Origin of the sequence: Pseudomonas mosselii (genome assembly GCF_019823065.1) — a bacterium.
Lineage (GTDB): Bacteria > Pseudomonadota > Gammaproteobacteria > Pseudomonadales > Pseudomonadaceae > Aquipseudomonas > Aquipseudomonas mosselii.
Window position 1 is genome coordinate 6,144,111 of record NZ_CP081966.1, and the last position, 24,473, is coordinate 6,168,583.

22 protein-coding genes and 1 pseudogene are annotated in these 24,473 nt (G+C 64.6%); 11 read left to right on the forward strand and 12 right to left on the reverse strand.

Annotation, left to right across the window (positions count from 1 at the left end; all coding sequences use genetic code 11):
- Positions 1 to 61 precede the first annotated feature (61 nt).
- Complete coding sequence (rep, locus tag K5H97_RS28450; protein WP_028689918.1) at positions 62 to 2,071, forward strand: DNA helicase Rep; 2,010 nt, start codon at positions 62 to 64, stop codon at positions 2,069 to 2,071.
- Positions 2,072 to 2,182: 111 nt separating this feature from the next.
- Positions 2,183 to 2,755, forward strand: coding sequence for a xanthine phosphoribosyltransferase (xpt, locus tag K5H97_RS28455; protein WP_028689919.1), 573 nt, complete (start codon positions 2,183 to 2,185; stop codon positions 2,753 to 2,755).
- A gap of 40 nt (positions 2,756 to 2,795) precedes the next feature.
- Here xpt and K5H97_RS28460 read toward each other — a convergent pair whose 3' ends face one another.
- The 5 genes from K5H97_RS28460 to dadA form a co-directional block, all read right to left on the reverse strand.
- Positions 2,796 to 4,658 (reverse strand): acetyl-CoA hydrolase/transferase C-terminal domain-containing protein, encoded by a 1,863-nt coding sequence (locus K5H97_RS28460; RefSeq protein WP_028689920.1) that lies wholly within the window; start codon positions 4,656 to 4,658, stop codon positions 2,796 to 2,798.
- A 149-nt stretch (positions 4,659 to 4,807) separates the two neighbouring features.
- Complete coding sequence (locus K5H97_RS28465; RefSeq protein ID WP_036985953.1) at positions 4,808 to 5,212, reverse strand: c-type cytochrome; 405 nt, start codon at positions 5,210 to 5,212, stop codon at positions 4,808 to 4,810.
- 154 nt (positions 5,213 to 5,366) lie between these two features.
- The gene (locus K5H97_RS28470) at positions 5,367 to 5,915 is read right to left on the reverse strand and encodes a cupin domain-containing protein (RefSeq protein WP_023629132.1); all 549 of its coding nucleotides are present in this window, start codon (positions 5,913 to 5,915) and stop codon (positions 5,367 to 5,369) included.
- A gap of 108 nt (positions 5,916 to 6,023) precedes the next feature.
- Complete coding sequence (gene alr, locus K5H97_RS28475) at positions 6,024 to 7,097, reverse strand: alanine racemase (RefSeq protein WP_028689922.1); 1,074 nt, start codon at positions 7,095 to 7,097, stop codon at positions 6,024 to 6,026.
- Positions 7,098 to 7,292: 195 nt separating this feature from the next.
- The gene (dadA, locus tag K5H97_RS28480) at positions 7,293 to 8,594 is read right to left on the reverse strand and encodes a D-amino acid dehydrogenase (RefSeq protein ID WP_028689923.1); all 1,302 of its coding nucleotides are present in this window, start codon (positions 8,592 to 8,594) and stop codon (positions 7,293 to 7,295) included.
- A 156-nt stretch (positions 8,595 to 8,750) separates the two neighbouring features.
- Here dadA and dadR point away from each other — a divergent pair, with 156 nt between their 5' ends.
- The gene (gene dadR, locus K5H97_RS28485) at positions 8,751 to 9,239 is read left to right on the forward strand and encodes a transcriptional regulator DadR (RefSeq protein ID WP_003258963.1); all 489 of its coding nucleotides are present in this window, start codon (positions 8,751 to 8,753) and stop codon (positions 9,237 to 9,239) included.
- Positions 9,240 to 9,243: 4 nt separating this feature from the next.
- Here dadR and K5H97_RS28490 read toward each other — a convergent pair whose 3' ends face one another.
- A complete protein-coding gene (locus K5H97_RS28490; RefSeq protein ID WP_028689924.1) occupies positions 9,244 to 9,597 on the reverse strand; it encodes a YkgJ family cysteine cluster protein in 354 nt (117 codons plus the stop codon).
- Positions 9,598 to 9,721: 124 nt separating this feature from the next.
- Between K5H97_RS28490 and K5H97_RS28495 the strand changes: the two genes are divergently transcribed.
- On the forward strand, positions 9,722 to 11,014 hold the full coding sequence (locus K5H97_RS28495; protein WP_028689925.1) for an NAD(P)/FAD-dependent oxidoreductase: 1,293 nt from the start codon (positions 9,722 to 9,724) through the stop codon (positions 11,012 to 11,014).
- Between the two features lie 96 nt (positions 11,015 to 11,110).
- Here K5H97_RS28495 and K5H97_RS28500 read toward each other — a convergent pair whose 3' ends face one another.
- Entirely contained in the window at positions 11,111 to 11,341 is a 231-nt protein-coding gene (locus K5H97_RS28500) for a DUF1127 domain-containing protein (protein WP_028689926.1), read from the reverse strand.
- 177 nt (positions 11,342 to 11,518) lie between these two features.
- Here K5H97_RS28500 and K5H97_RS28505 point away from each other — a divergent pair, with 177 nt between their 5' ends.
- Positions 11,519 to 12,949 carry an aminotransferase-like domain-containing protein gene (locus K5H97_RS28505; protein WP_028689927.1) on the forward strand — a complete coding sequence of 477 codons (1,431 nt, stop codon included), beginning with the start codon at positions 11,519 to 11,521 and terminating at the stop codon, positions 12,947 to 12,949.
- A gap of 60 nt (positions 12,950 to 13,009) precedes the next feature.
- Positions 13,010 to 14,560 carry a phospholipase D family protein gene (locus K5H97_RS28510; RefSeq protein ID WP_028689928.1) on the forward strand — a complete coding sequence of 517 codons (1,551 nt, stop codon included), beginning with the start codon at positions 13,010 to 13,012 and terminating at the stop codon, positions 14,558 to 14,560.
- 69 nt (positions 14,561 to 14,629) lie between these two features.
- Here K5H97_RS28510 and K5H97_RS28515 read toward each other — a convergent pair whose 3' ends face one another.
- Positions 14,630 to 15,769: an MFS transporter gene (locus K5H97_RS28515; RefSeq protein ID WP_028689929.1), complete on the reverse strand. Its 1,140-nt coding sequence runs from the start codon at positions 15,767 to 15,769 to the stop codon at positions 14,630 to 14,632.
- Between the two features lie 133 nt (positions 15,770 to 15,902).
- On the reverse strand, positions 15,903 to 17,396 hold the full coding sequence (locus tag K5H97_RS28520; protein ID WP_028689930.1) for an aldehyde dehydrogenase: 1,494 nt from the start codon (positions 17,394 to 17,396) through the stop codon (positions 15,903 to 15,905).
- Positions 17,397 to 17,592: 196 nt separating this feature from the next.
- Here K5H97_RS28520 and K5H97_RS28525 point away from each other — a divergent pair, with 196 nt between their 5' ends.
- Positions 17,593 to 17,952: a cupin domain-containing protein gene (locus K5H97_RS28525; RefSeq protein ID WP_028689931.1), complete on the forward strand. Its 360-nt coding sequence runs from the start codon at positions 17,593 to 17,595 to the stop codon at positions 17,950 to 17,952.
- Between the two features lie 85 nt (positions 17,953 to 18,037).
- Here the strand turns inward: K5H97_RS28525 and rpmG are convergent, their stop codons facing one another.
- Positions 18,038 to 18,193, reverse strand: a complete 156-nt coding sequence (rpmG, locus tag K5H97_RS28530) for a 50S ribosomal protein L33 (protein WP_003253507.1) — start codon at positions 18,191 to 18,193, stop codon at positions 18,038 to 18,040.
- Positions 18,194 to 18,203: 10 nt separating this feature from the next.
- Positions 18,204 to 18,440 (reverse strand): 50S ribosomal protein L28, encoded by a 237-nt coding sequence (rpmB, locus tag K5H97_RS28535; protein ID WP_003258972.1) that lies wholly within the window; start codon positions 18,438 to 18,440, stop codon positions 18,204 to 18,206.
- A 371-nt stretch (positions 18,441 to 18,811) separates the two neighbouring features.
- Here rpmB and K5H97_RS28540 point away from each other — a divergent pair, with 371 nt between their 5' ends.
- Complete coding sequence (locus tag K5H97_RS28540) at positions 18,812 to 20,401, forward strand: ABC transporter substrate-binding protein (RefSeq protein WP_028689933.1); 1,590 nt, start codon at positions 18,812 to 18,814, stop codon at positions 20,399 to 20,401.
- Between the two features lie 72 nt (positions 20,402 to 20,473).
- Here the strand turns inward: K5H97_RS28540 and radC are convergent, their stop codons facing one another.
- The gene (gene radC / locus K5H97_RS28545; RefSeq protein ID WP_028689934.1) at positions 20,474 to 21,154 is read right to left on the reverse strand and encodes a RadC family protein; all 681 of its coding nucleotides are present in this window, start codon (positions 21,152 to 21,154) and stop codon (positions 20,474 to 20,476) included.
- A gap of 127 nt (positions 21,155 to 21,281) precedes the next feature.
- Here radC and coaBC point away from each other — a divergent pair, with 127 nt between their 5' ends.
- The 3 genes and pseudogenes from coaBC to K5H97_RS28560 all read left to right on the forward strand — a co-directional run.
- A complete protein-coding gene (gene coaBC, locus K5H97_RS28550; protein WP_028689935.1) occupies positions 21,282 to 22,493 on the forward strand; it encodes a bifunctional phosphopantothenoylcysteine decarboxylase/phosphopantothenate--cysteine ligase CoaBC in 1,212 nt (403 codons plus the stop codon).
- A 5-nt stretch (positions 22,494 to 22,498) separates the two neighbouring features.
- Positions 22,499 to 22,954 (forward strand): dUTP diphosphatase, encoded by a 456-nt coding sequence (gene dut / locus K5H97_RS28555; RefSeq protein WP_028689936.1) that lies wholly within the window; start codon positions 22,499 to 22,501, stop codon positions 22,952 to 22,954.
- Positions 22,955 to 23,088: 134 nt separating this feature from the next.
- Positions 23,089 to 24,462 (forward strand): annotated as a pseudogene (locus K5H97_RS28560) (phosphomannomutase/phosphoglucomutase); the annotation flags it as partial.
- Between the last annotated feature and the right edge of the window lie 11 nt (positions 24,463 to 24,473).

Below are 24,473 nucleotides of genomic sequence, written 5' to 3' on the forward strand. Positions count from 1 at the left end.
ATTAACAGCCCCATGCCTGCTAGAATGCGCGGCTATTTTCTGGTTACCCCCGGTTTCTAGCATGTCCCGACTCAATCCCCGGCAACAGGAAGCCCGAGACTACGTCGGCGGCCCTCTTTTGGTGCTCGCCGGTGCAGGCTCCGGCAAGACCAGCGTGATCACGCGCAAGATTGCCCACCTCATCCAGAACTGCGGCATCCGCGCCCAGTACATCGTGGCGATGACCTTCACCAACAAGGCCGCGCGCGAGATGAAGGAGCGGGTCGGCACCCTGCTGCGTCCGGGAGAAGGCCGGGGCCTGACGGTGTGCACCTTCCACAACCTGGGCCTGAACATCATCCGCAAGGAGCACGAGCGCCTGGGCTACAAGCCGGGCTTCTCGATCTTCGACGAATCCGACATCAAGGCGCTGCTGTCGGACATCATGCAGAAGGAATACTCCGGCGACGATGGCATCGACGAGATCAAGAACATGATCGGTGCCTGGAAGAACGACCTGATCCTGCCGCCAGAGGCCCTGGAAAAGGCGCGCAACCCGCGCGAGCAGACCGCGGCCATCGTCTACACCCACTACCAGCGCACGCTCAAGGCGTTCAACGCGGTGGATTTCGACGACCTGATCCTGCAACCGGTCAAGCTGTTCCAGGAGCACCCCGACGTGCTCGAACGCTGGCAGAACCGCGTGCGCTACCTGCTGGTGGACGAGTACCAGGACACCAACGCCAGCCAGTACTTGCTGGTGAAGATGCTGATCGGCATGCGCAACCAGTTCACCGTGGTCGGCGACGATGACCAGTCGATCTACGCCTGGCGTGGCGCCCGCCCCGAGAACCTGATGCTGCTCAAGGAGGACTACCCCTCCCTGAAGATCGTCATGCTCGAGCAGAACTACCGCTCCACCAGCCGCATCCTGCGCTGCGCCAACGTGCTGATCGCCAACAACCCCCACGCCTTCGAGAAAGAGCTGTGGAGCGAGATGGGCGTCGGTGACGAGATCCGCGTGATCCGCTGCAAGAACGAGGAAGCCGAGGCCGAACGCGTGGCCATGGAAATCCTCACCCTGCACCTGCGCACCAACCGCCCGTACAGCGACTTCGCCATCCTCTACCGGGGCAACTACCAGGCCAAGCTGATCGAACTGAAGCTGCAGCACCACCAGGTGCCGTACCGCCTGTCCGGCGGCAACAGCTTCTTCGGCCGCCAGGAGGTCAAGGACCTGATGGCCTACCTGCGCCTGCTGGTCAACCCGGACGACGACAACGCCTACCTGCGGGTGATCAACGTGCCGCGCCGCGAGATCGGCTCGACCACCCTGGAAAAGCTCGGCAACTACGCCACCGAACGCGGCATCTCGATGTACGCCGCCAGCGAGGAGCTGGGCCTGGGCGAACACCTGGACGCCCGCTACACCGAGCGCCTGCAGCGCTTCAAGCACTGGCTTGACGGGGTGCGCCACAAGGTCGCCCTGGAAGACCCGATCGCCGCGCTGCACGAGATGATCCGCGACATCGATTACGAGAACTGGATCCGCCAGCAGACCGCCAGCGACAAGGCCGCGGAGTTCCGCATCAGCAACGTCTGGTTCCTCGTCGAAGCGCTGAAGAACACCCTCGAGAAGGACGAAGAAGGTGACATGACCATCGAGGACGCCATCGGCAAGCTGGTGCTGCGCGACATGCTCGAGCGCCAGCAGGAAGAGGAAGAGAACGCCGAGGGCGTGCAGATGATGACCCTGCACGCCTCCAAGGGCCTGGAGTTCCCCTACGTGTTCATCATGGGCATGGAGGAGGAGATCCTCCCCCACCGCTCGAGCATCGAGGCCGACACCATCGAAGAGGAACGCCGCCTGGCCTACGTGGGCATCACCCGCGCGCGCCAGACCCTGGCCTTCACCTTCGCCGCCAAGCGCAAGCAGTACGGCGAGATCATTGACTGTACCCCGAGCCGGTTCCTCGACGAACTGCCGCCGGACGACCTGGCCTGGGAAGGCCTGGACGATGCACCCGTGGAAGTGAAAGCCGCGCGCGGCAACAACGCCCTGGCCGATATCCGGGCGATGCTCAAGCGCTGATCAACCATTACTCTTTAACTTTGCCGCTTCTGGCGGCCACGGTGGCCTGTATGGCCGATTTGAGCTTACAAATCGGCCATACAGGCCACTATCTACATCGAGGAATAAACAGTGGAAGCACTGCATCAGAAGATTCGCGAAGAAGGCATCGTGCTTTCCGATCAGGTTCTCAAAGTCGACGCGTTTCTCAACCACCAGATCGACCCTGCGCTGATGCAGCTGATCGGTGACGAGTTCGCCCGCCTGTTCGCCGATTCGGGCGTGACCAAGATCGTCACCATCGAAGCCTCCGGCATCGCCCCGGCGGTGATGACCGGCCTGAAGCTCGGCGTGCCGGTGATCTTCGCCCGCAAACACCAGTCGCTGACCCTGACCGAGAACCTGCTGACTGCCTCGGTGTACTCCTTCACCAAGCAGACCGAGAACACCGTGGCCATCTCGCCGCGCCATCTCAACAGCAGCGACCGCGTGCTGGTGATCGACGACTTCCTGGCCAACGGCAAGGCGTCCCAGGCACTGATCTCGATCATCAAGCAGGCCGGCGCCACCGTGGCCGGCCTGGGCATCGTCATCGAGAAGTCGTTCCAGGGCGGCCGTGCCGAACTGGACAGCCAAGGCTATCGCGTCGAATCGCTGGCTCGTGTGAAGTCGCTTGAAGGCGGCGTAGTCACGTTCATCGAGTGATGGACTCGTGGGAGCGGGCTTGCCCCGCTCCCACGCTGCATCATTGCCGCGTCGCCTGAAGCGCCGCCAGCAGCAACCGCTGATACAACTCCGCCTTCAAACCCTGCGGGTCATCCAGCCGCATCCGCGCCAACTGTGCTCCATACCCCTCGGGCCCCGGTGCATCCAACGCCGCCTTGCCCAACTCCAAAACCTCGCTCAGCTTGAACTTGCTCTTCAACCAGTTCAGCGCCCGCAACAGATCCCGCTCCTCTGCCGTGAAATCAGTCCCCAGCGGATACTCAGGGAACAGCCGTGCATGCCGCGCCCGAATAGTCTCAAGCCGCTCAGGCGTATTGTCCATGAACCGCGCCTCCAGCTCGAAGTCCTTGGCCAGCTTGCCCGCCGCCTTGGCCTGCTCCATCAGCTCGCGCTGAAAACGTGAGTCACTGATCGCCAGCAACCGCGCAATGACTTCGCTGTCGGTCTGCCCGCGCAGGTCGGCAATGCCGTACTCGGTGATCACGATGTCCCGCAGGTGCCGGGGGATGGTGCAATGGCCGTAGGTCCAGTAAAGGTTCGAGGTCACTTCGCCACCGGCCTCACGCCAGCTGCGCAGCAACAGGATCGAGCGACCGCCCTCCAGCGCGTGCCCCTGAGCGACGAAGTTGTATTGCCCGCCCACGCCGCTGAGTACCCGGCCATCCTCGAGCTGGTCGGCAACCCCCGCGCCGAGCAGGGTCATGCCGAACACCGTGTTGACGAAGCGCGCATCCCGACGCTGGCGACGCTTGCGCGCCTCCTGACCGTAGAGCTCGTTGATGAAGCTGATGGCGCTCATGGCGAAACGTGCGCGCTGTTGCAACGGCATCTCGCGCAGGCGCTGGTAGAACGCCCGAGGCCCAAGGAAGAACCCGCCATGGATCAGCACCCCCTGCTCGTCGGCAGGACGGCGCACCACCCCGGCGTCGGCCAGTGCCAGCAGGCCATTGACGAACATCTCGCTGCAGCCGTACAGCCCCTGGGCGAAGGTATCCAGCCCCCCTTCCCGCTCGATCAGCGCCTGCCATGGTCCGATATCCAGCTCATCGAGCAGCGCACGATAGCCCTCGTTGTCGCCCTGGCGCGCCAGCAGCGCCGCGGTGATCGCATCACCCATGGCGCCGATGCCGATCTGCAGGGTGCCGCCGTCGCGTACCAAGGCGCTGGCATGCAGGCCGATGCAATGGTCCTGGGTGTTCACCGGCATGTTCGGGGTGGAGAACAGCCGGCGTCGCTCGGGCTGGTCGATCAGCAGGTCGAACTGCGTCAGTTCCAGCTCCGCGTCCCCGGGCATGTAGGGCAGTTCGTCGTGGACTTGACCCAGCACCAGAATGGTCTCGCCAGCGGCGCGACGCCGGGTGATCATCGGCAGCAGGTCGAGGGTGATGTCGGGATTGCATGCCAGACTTAGGTGGTCGGGCCTTTCAGGCGTGGCCGCCACCAGTTGCGCGACCAGGTTCAGGCCTTTGGCGTTGATGTCGCGGGCCGCGTGGCTGTAGTTGCTGCTGACGTAATCCTGCTGCGCCGCGTCGCTGTGCAACAGGCTGCCGGGCTGCATGAAGAACTGCTCGACGCGTATGTTTGCCGGGAGTCGGTCGGCACGCAGGTCGGCCAGGTAGGTGAGTTCTTCATAGTCGGCGAACACACGCTCGACGAAGGGCTCGAGGAAACGACGCTGCAAACCATCGCCCAGCGCGGGACGACCAAGGGACAGGGCGGTGTAGATCGTCAGCCGGCGCTCGGGGAGATCGCGAACTCGCGCATACAACGCGTTGACGAAGGCATTGGGTTTGCCCAGGCCGAGCGGCAGGCCCATGTGGATATGGCTAGGCAGGCGGGCCAGGGCTTGTTCGACAGCCTGGTCGATGGAGCAGCGATACATCTGGGCCTCCTGAGTCATCCGTGGGTTCAGGGGTTGGACACAAGTCGCAGCGGGTTGGTTGCCTGTTCCGGCACCGCAATAGGGCCATCAGAGTCCGAAAAAACAAAAGCCCGCCATCAATGGCGGGCTTTACTCGAATCAGATCAGGTTCACAGCCCCGACATCTTCTTGATCGCACCTTTCAGGTCTTCATCCGAGCAATCGGCGCACGTCCCTTTCGGTGGCATGGCGTTGATGCCGGTGATGGCCTTGGCCAGGATGCCATCGAGGCCGCCCTGGTGGTCGGCGCGTTCTTTCCAGGCCGCCGTGTCGCCAATTTTCGGCGCGTTCAGCAGGCCAGTGCCATGGCAGGCGTTGCAGTGCTTGGCGATGATCTCGTCCGGGGTCTTGGCGCCGCCCCCGCCGGCAGTGGCGGCCACTTCCATGCCCTTGCATTCCTGGCCCTGGACGCACACCTGGCCAACCGGCTCGAGGCGCTTGGCGATGTCGTCGTTGGTTGCAGCGGTTGCGCTCATTGCCCAAAGGGCGAATACGGCTGCTGGTACGGCCAGCATCTTCTTGATTTGGTTCACGCGAACACCCTCATGGTGGCTAATCACGCCCGCGGCCACGGAATTGCGAGCGTTGAAAAGTATAGCGGGAACCCGGAAGGCGTGAAACGACCACACTGAGGGAAAGGGTATTGGCGAATCAATGCACTGCGCTGGATCAAAAGTTCGACGGGGTCGCCGCACTGATCAGCCGCGCCGGCTCCTCGAACGGGTTGCGAAAGCGGTGCGGACGGGTGCTTTCGAAGTAGTAGCTGTCGCCGGCCTCGAGAATGAATATTTCAGTGCCGACCACCAGTTCCAGGCGGCCTTCGAGCAGGATGCCGGTCTCTTCGCCGTCGTGGGTGAGCATTTCCGCGCCGGTGTCGGCACCCGGCGGGTAGACCTCGGTGAGGAAGGCGATGGCCCGGTTGGGATGCGACTTGCCGACCAGCTTCATGGTCACCGCGCCGTCGGAGATGTCGATCAGCTCGTGGGCCTTGTAGACGATCTGGGTCGGGCTCTCAGGCGCCAGCTCCACCGAGAAGAACTCGACCATGGACATGGGGATGCCGCTGAGCACCTTGCGCAGGGAGCTGATCGACGGGCTGACGCTGTTCTTCTCGATCATCGAGATGGTGCTGTTGGTCACCCCCGCGCGCTTGGCGAGTTCGCGCTGGGACAGGCCCTTGAGCTTGCGGATGGCTTGCAGTCGTTCACCGACGTCCAAAGCTGGAGCCTCCTGAATCGGTCGAGATGGGGGTAGTGTGAACGATATGATGGCAATGCCGTTCAGTATTTACAACACACAGCCCCGCAGCCTGTCCGCTTCAGCGTCTTATTCGCCGATATAGTCCAGTGGCACGCGTTTGAGATTGCAGAAGATCTGGTACGGAATGGTCCCGGCCTGCAGCGCCACGTCACTGGCCAGGACTTGCTTGCCCCACAGCTCCACCGGGCTGCCGACAGTGGCCTCGGGCACCTCGGTGAGGTCGACGCAGAGCATGTCCATCGACACCCGGCCGATCAGCTGGGTGCGCTTGCCGGCCACCACCACCGGGGTGCCGGTGGGCGCCTGGCGTGGGTAGCCGTCGGCATAGCCCATGGCGACCACGCCCACGCGGGTCGGGCGCGGGCTGACGAATTTGGCGCCGTAGCCCACCGGCTCGCCGGCCGGCAGCTCGCGCACGCTGATGATCCGCGATTGCAGGGTCATCACCGGTTGCAGGCGGGCCGCTTCGGCCTGCGCCACCTCGAACGGCGTGGCGCCATAGAGCATGATGCCCGGGCGCACCCAGTCGCTCTTGATGCGCGGCCAGCCCAGCACCGCCGGGGAGTTGCGCAGGCTGCACTCGGCGGCCAGGCCCTGGCGCGCGGCCTCGAACACGGCGACCTGTTGCTCGGTGGCGGCGGCATCGAGTTCGTCGGCGCGGGCGAAGTGGCTCATCAGCACGATACGCGACACCTTGCCGCTGGCCAGCAGGCGCTGGTAGGCGTCGTGATAATCCTTGGGGTGCACGCCGACGCGGTGCATGCCGGTGTCCATCTTCAGCCAGATGGTCAGCGGCTTGCGCACCGCAGTCTGCTCGATCGCTTCCAGCTGCCACAGCGAATGCACCACGCACCACAGGTCATGCTCGGCGATCAGCGCCAGCTCGCTGGCCTCGAAGAAACCTTCGAGCAGCAGCACCGGCGCCTTGATGCCCGCCGCGCGCAGCTCCAAGGCCTCCTCGATGCAGGCCACGGCAAAACCGTCGGCCTCGGGCTCGAGCGCCAGGGCGCAACGCACAGCGCCATGACCGTAGGCGTCGGCCTTGACCACTGCCAGGGCCTTGGCGCCGGTCAGCTCACGGGCCAGGCGGTAGTTGTGACGGAGGGCTTGGAGGTCGATCAGGGCACGGGCGGGACGCATGGCGGCAGCCTTCTGGCAATTCTGGTTATCGATAAAGCCCCGACACGGCAGATGGGGGTAGGTACCCACCGCGCCGGGGTGAGGGAACGGGTCAATCGGTTTTCGGCCTTATCGCGGGACAAGCCCGCTCCCACCAGCCTCTACGGTGTTCGTGGGAGCAGGCTTGCCCCGCGATAAGGCCAGCAGTATCAATGCTTACTGATGCGCAGGCGCCGGCTGCCCGTGCTTGGCGATCTCGCGGCTGTTGCCATAACGCGAGATGTCCAGGCCTTCGGCACTGATCTGCGGCTTCTTGCGCGCGATCAGGTCTGCCAGCAGGCGACCGGAACCGCAGGCCATGGTCCAGCCCAGGGTGCCGTGACCGGTGTTGAGGAACAGGTTACGGAACTTGGTCGCCCCGACGATCGGGGTACCGTCCGGGGTGGCCGGGCGCAGGCCGGTCCAGAAGCTCGCCTGGCTCAGGTCGCCGCCGCGAGGATAAAGGTCGTTGACGATCATCTCCAGCGTTTCGCGTCGACGCGGGTTCAGCGACAGGTCAAAACCGGCAATCTCGGCCATGCCGCCAACGCGGATGCGGTTGTCGAAACGGGTTATGGCGACCTTGTAGGTCTCGTCCAGGATGGTCGAAGTCGGCGCCATGTCGCCATTGGTGATCGGCACGGTCAGCGAGTAGCCCTTGAGCGGATAGACCGGGGCCTTGATGCCCAGTGGTTTGAGCAGTTGCGGCGAATAGCTGCCCAGGGCCAGCACGTAGCGGTCGGCGGTTTCCAGCTTGCCGTCGATCCATACGCCGTTGATGCGGTCACCGGCGAAGTCCAGGCGTTGGATATCCTGACCAAAACGGAACTCGACGCCCAGCTTGATGGCCATTTCGGCGAGCTTGGTGGTGAACAGCTGGCAATCGCCGGTCTGGTCGTTGGGCAGGCGCAGGGCACCGGCGAGGATGTCCTTCACCCCGGCCAGGGCCGGCTCGACACGGGCGATGCCGTCGCGGTCGAGCAGCTCGTAGGGAACGCCGGACTGTTCCAGTACGGCGATATCCTTGGCCGCGGCGTCCACCTGGGCCTGGGTGCGGAACAGCTGGGTGGTGCCCAGGCTGCGGTTTTCGTAGGCGATGCCGGTCTCAGCGCGCAGCTCGTCGAGGCAGTCGCGGCTGTACTCGGACAGGCGCACCATGCGCTCCTTGTTCACCGCGTAGCGGCTGGCGGTGCAGTTGCGCAGCATCTGCGCCATCCACAGGTACTGGTCGACGTCGCCGGTCAGCTTGATGGCCAGGGGCGCGTGGCGCTCCAGCAGCCACTTGATGGCCTTGAGCGGCACGCCCGGGGCGGCCCAGGGCGAGGCATAGCCGGGCGAGATCTGGCCTGCGTTGGCGAAACTGGTTTCCATGGCCACCGCCGGCTGGCGATCGACCACCGTGACCTCGAAACCTTGCCGGGCCAGATAGTAGGCACTGGCGGTACCGATCACACCGCTACCAAGTACCAGAACTCGCATTGTTGTATCCCTCGCACGCGGCTCGCCGCAGTCTTTTGTTGAAATGGCATGGATGCGCGCAGTATATGAATCTCCGACCAGTGCTATTCACTATATAAGCAGCTATATTTGGCGAGAATTCTCGGCAAAATCGCCTTTCACGGAGGGGCATCCCCTATGAGAACCCAGCACCAGAGCAAACGTGAACTGGACAAGATCGACCGCAACATCCTGCGGATCCTGCAGAATGACGGGCGTATTTCCTTCACAGAACTGGGCGAAAAGGTCGGACTGTCCACCACCCCCTGCACCGAACGCGTGCGGCGCCTGGAGCGCGAGGGGATCATCATGGGCTACAACGCCCGGCTCAATCCGCAGCACCTGAAGGGCAGCCTGCTGGTATTCGTCGAGATCAGCCTGGACTATAAGTCCGGCGACACCTTCGAGGAATTCCGCCGCGCCGTGCTCAAGCTGCCGCACGTGCTGGAGTGCCACCTGGTGTCGGGCGACTTCGACTACCTGGTGAAGGCGCGGATCTCGGAGATGGCCTCGTACCGCAAGCTGCTCGGCGACATCCTGCTCAAACTGCCCCATGTGCGCGAGTCGAAGAGTTACATCGTGATGGAAGAGGTGAAAGAGAGCCTGTGCCTGCCGATCCCGGACTGAGGTCTCAGACCAGCACCTGACGGGTCGTGGCGATGAACTGATGGACCAGTTGCTCGGCCGCAGGCTCGATGGGTTGCGCCGGTCCTCGGCCACGGGGGCAGGCCAGGCGCGGGGTGGTACCGAACAGGCGGCAGATCATCGGGCGCTCTGCATAGACCGTACAGCCGTTCGGGCCCAGGTGCACGCAGTCCAGCCGCTCCAGGGCGGCGTCCTGCTCGGCCTGGGTCTTGCGCGGCAGACGGGCCATTTCCTCGGCGGACGTGGTGACCGGGCCGCAGCAGTCATGGCAGCCGGACTCGCACTCGAACGAGGGAATGAGTTCGCGCAGGAAGTGGATCTTGTGGCGGTTGCAGGACATGACCAAGGACAGTGCGATGAATGAGGTTGAATTATAAGCCCAGTCGCGGTGCGCCGATGCGACTTGCCCCGCGATTGGGCAGTTGCCTATCCTCCCCCTTTCGTCTCAACCCAGGAATCGCCCCATGGTCCACAGCGCGCAGCACGCCGCCTCCTACTACGCCGCCAGCAGCGCGCCCCACCCTGACCATCCGTTCCTGCAAGGCGAACACAGCGCCGACGTGTGCATCGTCGGCGGTGGCTATTCAGGCCTGAACACCGCCATCGAACTGGCCGAGCGCGGCTTGTCGGTGATCCTCCTGGAGGCACGCAAGCTCGGCTGGGGCGCCAGCGGCCGCAACGGCGGCCAGCTTATCCGCGGCGTCGGCCACGGCCTGGAGCAGTTTCTCCCGGTGATCGGTGAAGAAGGGGTTCGCAGCATGAAGCTCATGGGCCTGGAGGCCGTGGAGATCGTCCGCGACCGCGTCGAGCACCATGGCATCGACTGCGATTTGACCTGGGGCTACTGCGACCTGGCCAACAAGCCCGCCGAACTGGAGGGCTTCGCCGAAGACGCCGAGGAGCTGCGCAACCTGGGCTATCGCCACGAACTGCGACTGGTACAGCCCGGCGACATGCACTCGGTGGTGGGTTCGGGCCGCTATGTCGGCGGCCTGGTCGACATGGGTTCGGGCCACCTGCACCCGCTCAACCTGGCACTCGGCGAAGCCGCAGTGGCCAGCCGCCTGGGTGTCGGCCTGTACGAGCAGTCTGAAGTCACACGCATCGACTATGGCCCCGAGGTGAAGGTACACACCGCCCAGGGCCGGGTGCGCGCCAAGACCCTGGTGCTGTGCTGCAACGCCTACCACAACGACCTCAACCGCGAGCTGGGCGGCAAGGTGCTACCCGCCGGCAGCTACATCATCGCCACCGAACCCTTGGGTGAAGAACGCGCCCGCCAGTTGCTGCCGCAGAACATGGCGGTGTGCGACCAGCGCGTGGCACTGGACTACTACCGCCTGTCCGCCGACCAGCGCCTGCTGTTCGGCGGCGCCTGCCACTACTCCGGACGCGACCCGCAGGACATCGCCGCCTACATGCGGCCGAAGATGCTCAAGGTGTTCCCACAGTTGGCCGATGTGCGCATCGACTACCAGTGGGGCGGCATGATCGGCATCGGCGCCAACCGCCTGCCACAGATCGGCCGTCTGGCCAGCCAGCCCAACGTCTACTACGCCCAGGCCTATTCCGGCCATGGGGTCAACGCCACCCACCTGGCCGGACGCTTGCTCGGCGAGGCCATTAGCGGCCAGCAGGGTGGTCGTTTCGATCTGTTCGCCAAGGTGCCGCACACCACGTTCCCCGGCGGCCAGCTGCTACGCTCGCCGCTGCTGGCGCTGGGGATGCTCTGGTACCGGCTCAAGGAGCTGGTCTGATACCGGCCTGAACCAGGCCCTCCGTGGGAACGGCCTTGTGTCGCGCTGGGGCCGCAAAGCGGCTCCAGCGATTTCAACAGTAATCAGCAATCCGGCTCAGTCCTTCCAGAAGGGCTTGCGCCCTTCCCGTCTCGCCTGCTCCCAGGTCAGCCCGATATCGCGCAACTGCCGATCATCCAACTGCAGCAGCGCCCTGCGGGTCCGCCAGCGATGCAGCATCAGGCCCCAACGACTCAGGCCGGCCGGCGCATTGAAGACCTTGGGCCGCTGCCCGGCCTCGAGTTCACCAGGCAACAGTTGCAAGCGCACATCGCTCAAGCCACCCATCACTGCGTTCTCCCATCAGTTGATACCGTGGGGAAAGCATGCACCCTCGTGCCCTCGACAATACAGACTCAACGGTGGCTTATTATTCCCATACAGAATTGGCGAGAAGTCAGTTGAATGAAGTATTTTCCAACAATCTGTATCGGTCATCGACCCGCAAACGCGTAGGAGTATGCCGTGACGCTCTACCTCAACCTCGCCGAACTGCTCGGCTCGCGTATCGAGCAAGGCCTCTACCGCCCTGGCCAACGCCTGCCCTCGGTGCGCGCCCTGAGCGTCGAGCACGGGGTCAGCCTGAGCACCGTACAGCAGGCCTACCGCCTGCTGGAGGACAACGGCCTGGTATCGCCTCGGCCCAAGTCCGGCTATTTCGTCGCCGAGGATCGCCAGCTCCCCGCCCTGCCCGACATCAGCCGCCCCGCCCAGCGGCCTGTGGATATCTCCCAGTGGGAACAGGTGTTGGAGCTGGTCCGCGCCACCCCGCGCCCGGACGTGATCCAGCTCGGTCGCGGCATGCCCGACGTCGACAGTCCCACGCTCAAGCCACTGCTGCGCAGCCTGGCGCAGATCAGCCGGCGCATGGACATGCCCGGCCTGTACTACGACAACATCCACGGCAACGCCCAGCTGCGCGAGCAGATCGCCCGCCTGATGCTCGACTCCGGCTGCCGCCTGGGCCCGGCCGACCTGGTGGTGACCACCGGCTGCCACGAAGCACTGTCGTGCAGCATTCGCGCGGTGTGCCAGCCCGGCGACATCGTCGCGGTCGATTCGCCCAGCTTCCACGGCGCCATGCAGACGTTGAAGGGCCTAGGCATGAAAGCCCTGGAGATCCCCACCGACCCAATCACCGGCATCAGCCTGGAGGCCCTGGAACTGGCCCTTGAACAGTGGCCGATCAAGCTCATCCAGATCACCCCCAGCTGCAACAACCCGATGGGCTACATCATGCCCGAAGCGCGCAAGAAGGCCCTGCTGACCCTCGCCCAGCGCTATGACGTGGCGATCCTCGAAGACGATGTGTATGGCGATCTGGCGTACACCTACCCACGCCCGCGCACGATCAAGTCGTTCGACGACGATGGCCGCGTGCTGCTCTGCAGTTCGTTCTCCAAGACCCTGGCCCCGGGCCTGCGGGTCGGCTGGGTAGCCCCCGGGCGCTACCTGGAGCGGGTGCTGCACATGAAGTACATCAGCACCGGCAGCACCGCCTGCCAGCCGCAGCTGGCGATTGCCGACTTCATCGCCGAAGGCCACTACCAGCCACACCTGCGACGCATGCGCAGCCAGTACCAGCGCGGCCGCGACCAGATGTGCGACTGGGTGACCCGCTACTTTCCCCCGGGCACCCGCGCCAGCCGCCCGCAAGGTGGCTTCATGCTGTGGGTTGAATTGCCGGAAAGTTTCGATACGCTGCGCCTGAACCGCGCTTTACTGGAGCAGGGTGTGCAGATTGCCGTAGGCAGCATCTTCTCGGCCTCGGGCAAGTACCGGAACTGCCTGCGCATGAACTTCGCCGCCCGACCCACGGCGCAGATTGAAGCCGCCGTGCGCAAGGTCGGTGAAACCGCCCTTCGTCTACTGGAGGCCGAGCACGGCGACGGGTAACGTTGCGCCGCCTGGCATTGTCCAACCCCATAAGCCCTTGCTGCACAGGACGATCCACCCTTGAGACTCCAGCGAGCTTTGCCTCTGCTGTTGGTGCTGCAGCTCGGCCTGACGGGCTGTGCCAGCGTCGGTACGCCCCGTGAAGTCAGCCAGGCCCTGCCGGCCGGCGATTCGGCGTTCGGCCGCTCGGTACAGCGCCAGGCCGCCCCCTACGAGGGGCGTTCGGGCTTTCGCCTGCTGCCCAACAGCAACGAAGCGTTCCGCGCCCGCGCCGAACTGATCCGCAACGCCCGGACAAGCATCGACCTGCAGTACTACATCGTCCACGACGGCCTCAGCACCCGCGCCCTGGTCCACGAACTGCTGCGCGCCGCCGACCGCGGCGTGCGCGTGCGCATACTGCTGGACGACACCACCAGCGACGGCCTGGACAACCTGATGGGTACCCTCGCCGCCCATCCGAACATTCACATCCGCGTGTTCAACCCATTGCACCTGGGCCGCAGCACTGGGGCTACCCGCGCCGTGGGGCGGCTGTTCAACCTGTCGCGCCAGCACCGGCGGATGCACAACAAGCTGTTCCTGGTGGACAACAGCATGGCCATCGTCGGCGGTCGTAACCTGGGCGACGAGTACTTCGACGCCGAGCCCAACCTCAACTTCACCGACATCGACCTGCTGGGCGTGGGCCCGGTGGCCGAGCAGCTCGGCCACAGCTTTGACCAGTACTGGAACAGCGCCCTGAGCCGCCCCATCGGCGATTTCCTCTGGCGCCAGCCTGATGCCGACGACCTGTTCGCCAGCCGCCAGCGCCTGGAAGTATCGCTGGCCGAGGCACGAATCAAGCGCAAGGCACTGTACGACCGCCTGATGGCCTATCAGTCGCAGCCGCGCCTGGACGTGTGGCGCAACGAACTGATCTGGGCCCACAGCCAGGCCTTGTGGGATGCACCGAGCAAGGTGCTTGCGGACAACGAACCAGATCCCCGATTGCTGATGAGCCGGCAGCTGGCCCCGGAGCTGAACGGCGTGCACAAGGAGCTGATCCTGGTCTCGGCCTATTTCGTGCCCGGCGAACCGGGGCTGCTGTACCTGACCAGCCGCGCCGACGCCGGCACCTCGGTCAAGCTGCTGACCAACTCCCTTGAAGCCACCGACGTACCGGCCGTGCACGGTGGCTACGCGCCCTACCGTCGCGCCCTGCTCGAACATGGCGTGCAACTGTACGAGCTGCGCCGCCAGCCCGGCGCCCCACGGCCGCGCCTGGGCTTGCATGGCAGCTCCGATTCCAGCCTGCACAGCAAGGCCATGGTGTTCGACCGCCGCAAGACCTTCATCGGTTCGTTCAACTTCGACCCACGCTCGGTGCTGTGGAACACCGAAGTCGGGGTGCTGGTGGACAGCCCGGAGCTGGCCGAATACACCCGCGATCTGGCCGTGCAGGGCATGGCGCCCGCGCTGAGCTACGAGGTGAAGCTGGTGGACGGGAAACTGGCCTGGGCGACCGAGGACAATGGCCAGGGGCATATGCTGGTGACCGAGCCCGGGGGGATATGGCGACGCTTCAATGCCTGGATCAGCAAGGCGGTCGGACTGGAGAAGATGTTGTAGAACGCATTGCGGGGCAAGCCCGCTCCCACGCCGGTCGTGGGAGCGGGCTTGCCCCGCAATTGCTATCGGTCAGGCCGACGCCGGCTCGAAGGCATCCCGCCGCCGGGTCAGCACCACCAACCCCGCCGCCCCCACCGCCATCAGCAACGGCAGCGCGTGTCCACTGATCCACTGGCTCCCCGCCCCGGCCAGCAACGGCCCGAGCAGGCAACCAATGCCCCACAGCTGCGCCACATGGGCGTTGGCCCGCACCAGTTCGTCATCCCGGTAGCGCTCGCCGATGAGCACCAGCGACAGGGTGAACAAGCCTCCCGCACTGGCACCGAACAACACCCACAGCGGCCAGATGACCGGTGTGTGCAACAGCAAGGGGATCGCCAAGCTGGAAACCAGCAAGGCCAGCGCGCAGCCACTGAACAGCGTGCGCCGCGACATGCGATCGGCCAGAGCGCCAATCGGCAATTGCAGCACCGCGTCGCCCACCACCACGGTGCTGACCATGAACAACGCCACCTCCGTGGTGAACCCTTGCTGCAGGCAGTACACCGGCAGCAGCGTCAGGATCATCGCCTCGAACGCCGCGAACAGCGCGATGGCCCAGGCGATCACCGGCAATCGTCGGCAGAAGCCGAACAGGTCACTGAAGGTCACGCTGCACGCCTCGGTGGTTGGCGCCCCTCCCCGACCCAGCAAAATCAAAGGCGCAACCAGCAGCAGGCCGGTCGCTGCCCAGAAACCGAAGTCGTCGTCCGAGCCGAGGAAACCCAGCACCAGCGGCCCGGCCAGCTGGCTCAGGGCATAGCTGCTGCCATACAGCGCCACCAGCCGTCCGCGCCATTGCTCGACCACCAGTTGGTTGATCCAGCTTTCGCCGAGGATGAACACCACGGTCAGCGACATGCCGATCATCAGGCGCAGCAGCAGCCACAAGGGGTAGCTGGGCAGCAGCGCGACCAGGGCAATGGACGCCGCGCCGCCCCACAAGCACAGGCGCATCGCTGCAGGCACACCGAGCCAGCCGGCCAGGCGGCTGGCCACCGCGGCCCCCACCAGCACGCCCAGCGCCGGCATCGCTGCCATCACACCGATGGCGAACCCGCCGTAGCCCCAGCCCTCCAGGCGCAAGGACACCAGCGGCATGCTCACGCCGAGGGCGAGCCCGACACTGAGCACCGACGCCAGGACGGCAAAGTAGGTTCCCCAACGCATCACAGCCTCCTTTGAGCGCAAATCGTATATGACAGAGACGACAAAGCCGGGACGGCGTGAACCGGCCCGGCTGTCTGCGGCTCATCGCGGGGCAAGCCCGCCCCCACGAGCCCCACGATGAGACGTTACTGGATTACAGCTTGATCCAGGTCGCCTTCAACTCGGTGTATTTCTCCAACGCGTGCAGCGACTTGTCACGGCCGTTGCCCGACTGCTTGAAGCCGCCGAACGGCGCGGTCATGTCGCCGCCGTCGTACTGATTGACCCAGACGCTGCCGGCGCGCACGGCGCGGGCGGTCTTGTGGGCCTTGGAGATGTCCGCGGTCCAGATGCCGGCGGCCAGGCCATACGGCGTGTCGTTGGCAATGGCGATGGCTTCCTCGGCGGTGTCGAAGGTGATCACCGACAGCACCGGGCCGAAGATCTCTTCCTTGGCGATCTTCATGGCGTTGGTCACGCCGTCGAAGATGGTCGGCTCGACATAGGTGCCACCGGTCTCTTCGAGGATGCGCTTGCCACCGGCCAGCAGCTTGGCGCCATCCTGATGACCGGCATCGATGTACGACAGCACGGTGTTCATCTGCTGGGTATCGACCAGCGCGCCGACGGTGGTCGCCGGGTCCAGCGGGTTGCCCGGCTTCCAGGCCTTGAGGGCCTCGACCACCATGGGCAGGAACTTGTCCTTGATCGAACGCTCGACCAGCAGGCGCGAACCCGCGGTGCAGACTTCGCCCTGGTTGAAGGCGATGGCGCTGGCGGCGGCCTCGGCAGCAGCCTGCAGGTCAGGGGCGTCGGCGAAGACGATGTTCGGGCTCTTGCCGCCGGCTTCCAGCCAGACGCGCTTCATGTTCGACTCGCCCGCGTAGACCATCAGCTGCTTGGCGATCTTGGTGGAGCCGGTGAACACCAGGGTGTCCACGTCCATGTGCAGGGCCAGGGCCTTGCCCACGGTGTGGCCGTAGCCTGGCAGCACGTTCAGCACGCCCGCCGGGATACCGGCCTCGATGGCCAGCTGGGCGATGCGAATGGCGGTCAGCGGCGACTTTTCCGATGGTTTCAGGACGATGGAGTTACCGGTGGCCAGGGCCGGGCCCAGCTTCCAGCAGGCCATCAGCAGCGGGAAGTTCCACGGCACGATGGCACCGACCACACCCACTGGCTCACGGGTCACCAAGCCCAATTGATCATGCGGGGTCGGGGCGACTTCGTCGTAGACTTTGTCGATGGCTTCGGCAGTCCAGTGGATGGCCTGGGCCGCGCCCGGAATGTCGATGGAGGAGGAGTCACTGATCGGCTTGCCCATGTCGAGGGTTTCGAGCAGGGCCAACTCCTCGACGTGCTTGCGCAGCAGGTCGGCGAAGCGGATCAGCTTGGCCTTGCGCTTGGCCGGGGCCAGGCGCGACCAGACACCGGATTCGAACACGGCGCGGGCGTTGTCGACAGCGCGGTTGGCGTCGGCCAGGTCGCAGCTGGCGACCTTGGCCAGGAAGCGTCCGTCCACCGGGCTCAGGCAGTCGAAGGTTTCACCGGAGGCGGCATCGGTGTATTCGCCGTTGATGAAGGCTCGGCCTTCGATCTTCAGTTGCTGGGCACGCTGTTCCCAGTCCGCACGAGTCAGGGTGGTCATAGGAAACTCCTCTCTTGTTAAGGTGCAACGCCGCACTGAGGACTCACGGGCGCTGTCAGAAATTCTGGCCGGGCGACGAACGCACACCGGCATCCGACACCCTAAACCAGGGCGGACAAACTATCAATATATTTGACACGAATGGCCTAAAAGCCTACTGATGTGCATTTTATTAAACAACAACAGGGTAACAACCATGAGCATCGCCAGTATCGTCGACTTCGCCCAAGTTCTCACCGAGGCCGAACGCTACCGCCCGGCGGCGGAGAAAATCCTTAAGGGCGAGCCTGACCAGGCTGTCTACAACCATTATTCCAGCCCTTGCGGCCAGTTCGCCGCCGGGGTCTGGGAAGGCGAGGTGGGCCAGTGGACAGTGAACTACACCGAACACGAGTACTGCGAAATCGTCCAGGGTGTTTCGGTGCTGCGCGACCAGGAAGGCAACGCCAAGACCCTGCGTACCGGTGATCGGTTCGTTATCCCGGCCGGCTTCAAGGGCACCTGGGAAGTGCTGGAGCCGTGCCGCAAGATCTATGTGCTGTTCGAGCAGAAGTAAGCCCGATCGCGGGGCAAGCCGCTTTCAAACAGGCATAAAAAAACCCGCCACCTTACGGTAGCGGGTTTTTCAGGTCGCAGATCAATTACTTGATCTTGGCTTCCTTGTACACCACGTGCTTGCGGACGACCGGATCGTATTTCTTGATCTCGATCTTGTCCGGGGTGGTGCGCTTGTTCTTGTCGGTGGTGTAGAAGTGGCCGGTGCCGGCACTCGAAACCAGACGGATCAATTCACGCATGACGTTCTCCTTAGAACTTTTCGCCGCGAGCGCGCAGCTCGGCCAGCACTACGTCGATACCACGCTTGTCAATGACGCGCATGCCTTTGGCGGATACGCGCAGACGCACGAAACGCTTCTCGGACTCAACCCAGAAACGGTGGTGCTGCAGGTTCGGCAGGAAACGACGACGGGTTTTGTTGTTTGCGTGGGAAATGTTGTTCCCGGTTACTGGACCCTTACCAGTAACTTGACAGACTCTCGACATGACTCAGCCCTCTAAAACCACATGCCCAACCCGGCATGGGTTGGCCGCTTAATCTCTCAGTCTTTGGCGCCAGGCGCCGTGATTCTGGAGGTCTTATCAACCGTATTCGCTGACGCGACAGGCCGAGCCCCTAGAAAAGAGCGCTGCTTTATACCAGAAAGACTCTGCCACAACAACAGAAGATGAGTATTCCGGTCAGGCCGAGCGCGCCCGGGCAGCATAACGACTGGGGCGGGAAGCTGTCGACCGCCCGTCGCCGAATTAATGCGAAAGGGTGTGGTCATTTGCCCATGTCCGCACTAGGGTAGGACATTTCCTGAATTTTCCAGACTGCACCGGCAGATGGGCCACCGACCAGCCAAGGAGTCACCATGCGTGCCGCCGCCCTTTCCCTCCTGTTCACCACCCTGTGCGCCGCCGGCCTGGCCCAGGCAGCGCCGTTGTCGGTGTGCACCGAAGCCAGCCCGGAGGGCTTCGACGTGGTGCAGTACAACTCGCTGACCACCACCAATGCTTCGGCCGATGTGCTGATGAACCGTCTGGTCGAGTTCGATGCCGGCCTCGGCAAGGTGGTGCCGAGCCTGGCCGAAAGCTGGACGGTGTCAGCCGATGGCCTGATCTACGACTTCAAGCTGCGCCAGGGCGTGCGGTTCCACACCACGCCGTTCTTCAAGCCGAGCCGCGACCTGGACGCCGACGACGTGCTGTTCAGCTTCCAGCGCATGCTCTATCCGGCCCACGCCTGGCACAAGACCGCCCCGGGCGGCTACCCGCATGCCCAGTCGCTGCAGCTGGGGAGCCTGATCAAGGCGATCGACGCACCCGACCCGCAAACCGTGCGCTTCACCCTGACCCACGCCGACGCCACCTTCCTGGCCACCCTGAGCATGGGCTTCGCCTCGATCTATTCGGCCGAGTACGCCGACAAGCTGCTCAAGGCCGGCACACCGGACAAGCTCAACAGCCAGCCGGTGGGTACCGGGCCGTTTGTCTTCCAACGCTTCCAGAAGGACGCCGTGGTGCGCTACCGCGCCAACCCCGACTACTTCGCCGGCAAGCCGTCCGTCGATCCGCTGATCTACGCCATCACTCCGGACGCCAACGTGCGCCTGCAGAAGCTCAAGCGCGGCGAGTGCCAGGTGGCCCTGTCGCCCAAACCACTGGACATTGCCGAAGCCGGCAAGGACGGCAACCTGAAGGTGGCGACCACCCCGGCGTTCATGACCGCCTTCGTCGCCATCAACAGCCAGCACCCGCCGCTGGACAAGCCCGAGGTGCGCCAGGCGATCAATCTGGCCTTCGACAAGCCCGCCTACCTGAAAGCGGTGTTCGAAGACACCGCCACCGCCGCCAACGGCCCCTACCCGCCAAATACCTGGAGCTACGCCAAGGACCTGCCCGGCTATGCCATGGACCAGAAGAAGGCCAAGGCGCTGCTGGCCAAGGCCGGCCTGGCCAAGGGCTTCGAGACCACGATCTGGACCCGCCCGGCAGGCAGCCTGCTCAACCCCAACCCCAGCCTCGGCGCACAGATGCTCCAGGCGGACCTGGCCAAGGTCGGCATCAAGGCCGAGATCCGCACCATCGAATGGGGCGAGTTGATCCGCCGCGCCAAGGCCGGCGAACACGACCTGCTGTTCATGGGCTGGGCCGGCGACAACGGCGACCCGGACAACTTCCTCAGCCCGCAGTTTGCCTGCGCGGCGGTCAAGTCCGGGACCAACTTCGCGCGCTTCTGCGACAGCCGCCTGGACCAGTTGATCAATGCCGGGCGCACCACCAACGACCAGAGCGTGCGCAGCCGCCTGTACCAGCAGGCGCAGACGCTGATCCAGCAGCAGGCGCTGTGGCTGCCGCTGGCGCATCCCACGGCGGCCGCACTGCTCCACAAAGGGGTCGAGGGTTATCAGGTAAGCCCGTTCGGGCGGCAGGACTTCAGCAAGGTCTCCGTCGACCGTTGAGGCCTAATCACAGGGCAAGTCGCACTGCCGCTCCCACGCACACATCGTGAGAGCGGGCTTGCCCCATGAGGATCAGCCCCCCAACCACCCATGTTCAAGCATCGAAAACGGTTCACCATCGCCGACGATGACATGATCCGTCACCCGCACATCGATCAGCGCCAGCGAGCGCTTGAGCATCAGCGTCAGATGCACGTCATCCTGGCTTGGCTCGCAATTGCCCGACGGATGGTTGTGGCAGAGGATCAACGCCGCCGCGTTGTGCAGCAAGGACCGGCGCACGACCTCGCGTGGATAGATGCTCGCGCGGTCGATAGTGCCGCGGAACAGTATCTCGAACGCCAGCGGTCGGTGCTTGGTGTCCAGGAACAGGCAGCCAAACACCTCGCTGGACTCGTGCCGCAGCATGGATTTCAGATAACGCCTCACCGACGCCGGGCTCTCCAGGGCCGACGCACGCTCGATGTGTTCGTCCAAATAGCGCCTGCCGATCTCAAGCAATGCCTGCAATTGTGCATACTTAACCGGTCCCAGGCCTGGCTCACGCAGCACCTTGGCTCGTTCCGCCTCGAGGAGCTGCCTGAGCCCGCCGAACTTCGCCAGCAGGCCACGGGCGAGGTCGAGCACATTGCGCCCGGCAACCCCCGAGCCCAGCAGCACGGCCAGCAATTCCGCGTCCGAAAGGATCGACGCCCCACGCTGCAACAGTTTTTCCCTCGGCCGTTCCTCAGCCGGCCACTCCCTGATGTTCATTTCCCCTCCTCGCCTGCCACTACGGCCCATTTGGGCGCTGTGTTAATCTAGTTCGCTTCGAAAATGCGACGATCTGCCGCAGGCAGCTATCGTCGCCGCCCGCTTTCACTGGAATAAGGCAAGGCCTATGCAGCGGTTGTATCGCAAGCGCATCGTTCTCGGCGTGGGTGGCGGCATCGCCGCCTACAAGAGCGCCGAGCTGATTCGCCGACTCCTGGAACACGGCGCGCAGGTGCGCGTGGTCATGACCCGTGGTGGCGCCGAGTTCATCACCCCGCTCACGCTGCAAGCACTGTCAGGCCACCCGGTGCACATGGACCTGCTCGACCCCGCCGCCGAAGCGGCCATGGGCCATATCGAGCTGGCCAAGTGGGCCGACCTGGTGCTGATCGCCCCGGCCACCGCCGACCTGATGGCGCGCATGGCCCAGGGCATGGCCGACGACCTGCTGACCACCCTGGTGCTGGCCACCGATGCAACCGTGGCCGTCGCACCGGCGATGAACCAGGCCATGTGGCGCGACCCGGCCACGCAGGCCAACCTCGAGCTGCTCAAAAGTCGCGGCATCCAGGTGTTCGGCCCGGCCTCCGGCAGCCAGGCCTGTGGCGACGTCGGCCTGGGCCGCATGCTTGAGGCCACGGACCTGGCCTGGTGCGCCGCCGAGAGCTTCAAGCGCCAGGCCCTGACCGGCAAGCACGTGCTGATCACCGCTGGACCGACGCAAGAGAACATCGACCCGGTGCGCTACATCACCAATCATAGTTCAGGGAAGATGGGCTTCGCCCTGGCCGAGGCCGCCGCCGAAGCCGGGGCCCGGGTGACCCTCGTCACCGGCCCCGTACACCTGCAGACGCCCGACCGGGTCACCCGCATCGACGTGGTGAGCGCGCGGGACATGCTCGCGGCCTGCGAGGCGGCCATGCCCTGCGACCTGTTCATCGCCTCGGCTGCGGTCGCGGACTACCGTCCGGAAGTCGTCGCCCCACAGAAGCTCAAGAAGGATCCCACCACGGGCGACGGCATGCTGCTGCAGATGGTGCGCAATCCCGATATCCTTGCGACCATTGCCGGCCGGCCTGATCGCCCGTTCAGCGTGGGCTTCGCCGCCGAGACCGAGCACCTGCTCGACTACGCCACGCGCAAGCTCAAGGACAAGAACCTCGACCTGATTGTCGCCAATGATGTGGCCAACCCCAGCATCGGCTTCAACAGCGAGGAGAACGCGCTGACCGTGATCGACCGCCAGCAGCACCAGACCCTCTTCGCGCAGACCAGCAAGGGCAAGATCGCCCGCCAGCTGGTTGCCTTCATCGCCGAACGGCTCAACCAGGTTCAATAAGTTACATGCACGCTCTTCAAGCCAAGATCCTCGACCCACGCCTGGGCACCGAATTTCCCCTGCCGCAGTACGCCACCCCCGGCTCCGCCGGCCTGGACCTGCGCGCCCTGCTCAAGGAGGACACCGTCCTCGAGCCGGGCCAGACCCTGCTGATCCCCACCGGCCTGTCGGTGTACATCGGCGACCCGGGCCTGGCGGCCATGATCCTGCCACGCTCGGGCCTGGGCCATAAGCACGGCATCGTGCTGGGCAACCTGGTCGGCCTGATCGACTCGGACTACCAGGGCGAGCTGATGGTCTCCTGCTGGAACCGCGGCAACACGCCGTTCACCCTCACCGTCGGCGAACGCATCGCCCAGCTGATCCTGGTGCCGGTGGTGCAGGCGCACTTCGACATCGTCGAGCAGTTCGACGAGACCCAGCGCGGTACCGGCGGCTTCGGCCACTCCGGCACCCGCTGAGCCGACAGCAGACCGCTCGGGCCATGGATGGCGAACTCTCTGGCGAAACCGCCGTCCAAGCGTTCAGTTTGCGCTTGCCCAGAAGCCTTTGACTTATGGAGTCCCCAGAGATGAACGACATGGCCCAGCTGGTCCCCGCACTGCCCGACAGCATCTTCCGCGCCTATGACATCCGGGGCGTGGTCGGCAAGACCTTGCATGCCGAGACCGCCTACTGGATCGGTCGCGCCATCGGCGCCCAGACCCTCGCCCAGGGCGAGCCACAGATTTCGGTCGGCCGTGATGGCCGCCTGTCCGGCCCGATGCTGGTCGAGCAACTGATCAAGGGCCTGGCTGACGCCGGTTGCCAGGTCAGCGATGTCGGCCTGGTGCCGACCCCAGCGCTGTACTTCGCCGCCAACGTGCTGGCCGGCAAGTCGGGGGTGATGCTCACCGGCAGTCACAACCCGTCGGACTACAACGGTTTCAAGATCGTCATCGCCGGCGACACCCTGGCCAACGAACAGATCCAGGCCTTGCTGACGCGCCTGAAGACCAACGACCTGACCCGCGGCGAAGGCCGTGTGGAAAAGGTCGAGATCCTCGACCGCTACTTCCAGCAGATCACCGCCGACGTGAAGCTGGCCAAGCGCCTGAAAGTGGTGGTCGACTGCGGCAACGGTGCCGCCGGCGTAGTCGCCCCGCAACTGATCGAGGCCCTGGGCTGCGATGTCATCCCGCTGTTCTGCGAGGTCGACGGCCACTTCCCCAACCACCACCCTGACCCGGGCAAGCCCGAGAACCTGGAAGACCTGATCGCCAAGGTCAAGGAAACCGGTGCCGACATCGGCCTGGCCTTCGACGGTGACGGCGACCGCGTCGGCGTGGTGACCAACACCGGCAGCATCGTCTACCCCGACCGCCTGCTGATGCTGTTCGCCCAGGACGTGCTGTCGCGCAACCCGGGCGCCGAGATCATCTTCGACGTCAAATGCACCCGCCGCCTGACCCCGCTGATCGAGCAGCACGGTGGCCGTGCGCTGATGTGGAAGACCGGCCACTCGCTGATCAAGAAGAAGATGAAACAGACCGGCTCGCTGCTGGCCGGCGAGATGAGCGGACACATCTTCATCAAGGAACGCTGGTACGGTTTCGACGACGGCATCTACAGCGCCGCGCGCCTGCTGGAGATTCTCAGCAAGGCCGGGCAGGACGCCGAAAGCCTGTTCGCCGCGTTCCCCAATGATATTTCCACGCCGGAAATCAACATTGATGTGACCGACGAGGGTAAATTCAGCATCATTGATGCACTGCAACGCGACGCCGACTGGGGCGAAGCCAACCTGACCACCATCGACGGTGTGCGGGTCGACTATCCCCACGGCTGGGGCCTGGTCCGCGCCTCCAACACCACGCCGGTGCTGGTGCTGCGCTTCGAGGCCGACAGCGCGGCAGAGCTCGACCGAATCAAGGCTGTATTCCGCACGCAGTTGCTGCGGGTCCAACCCGGCCTGCAACTGCCGTTCTGACGACTTTACGT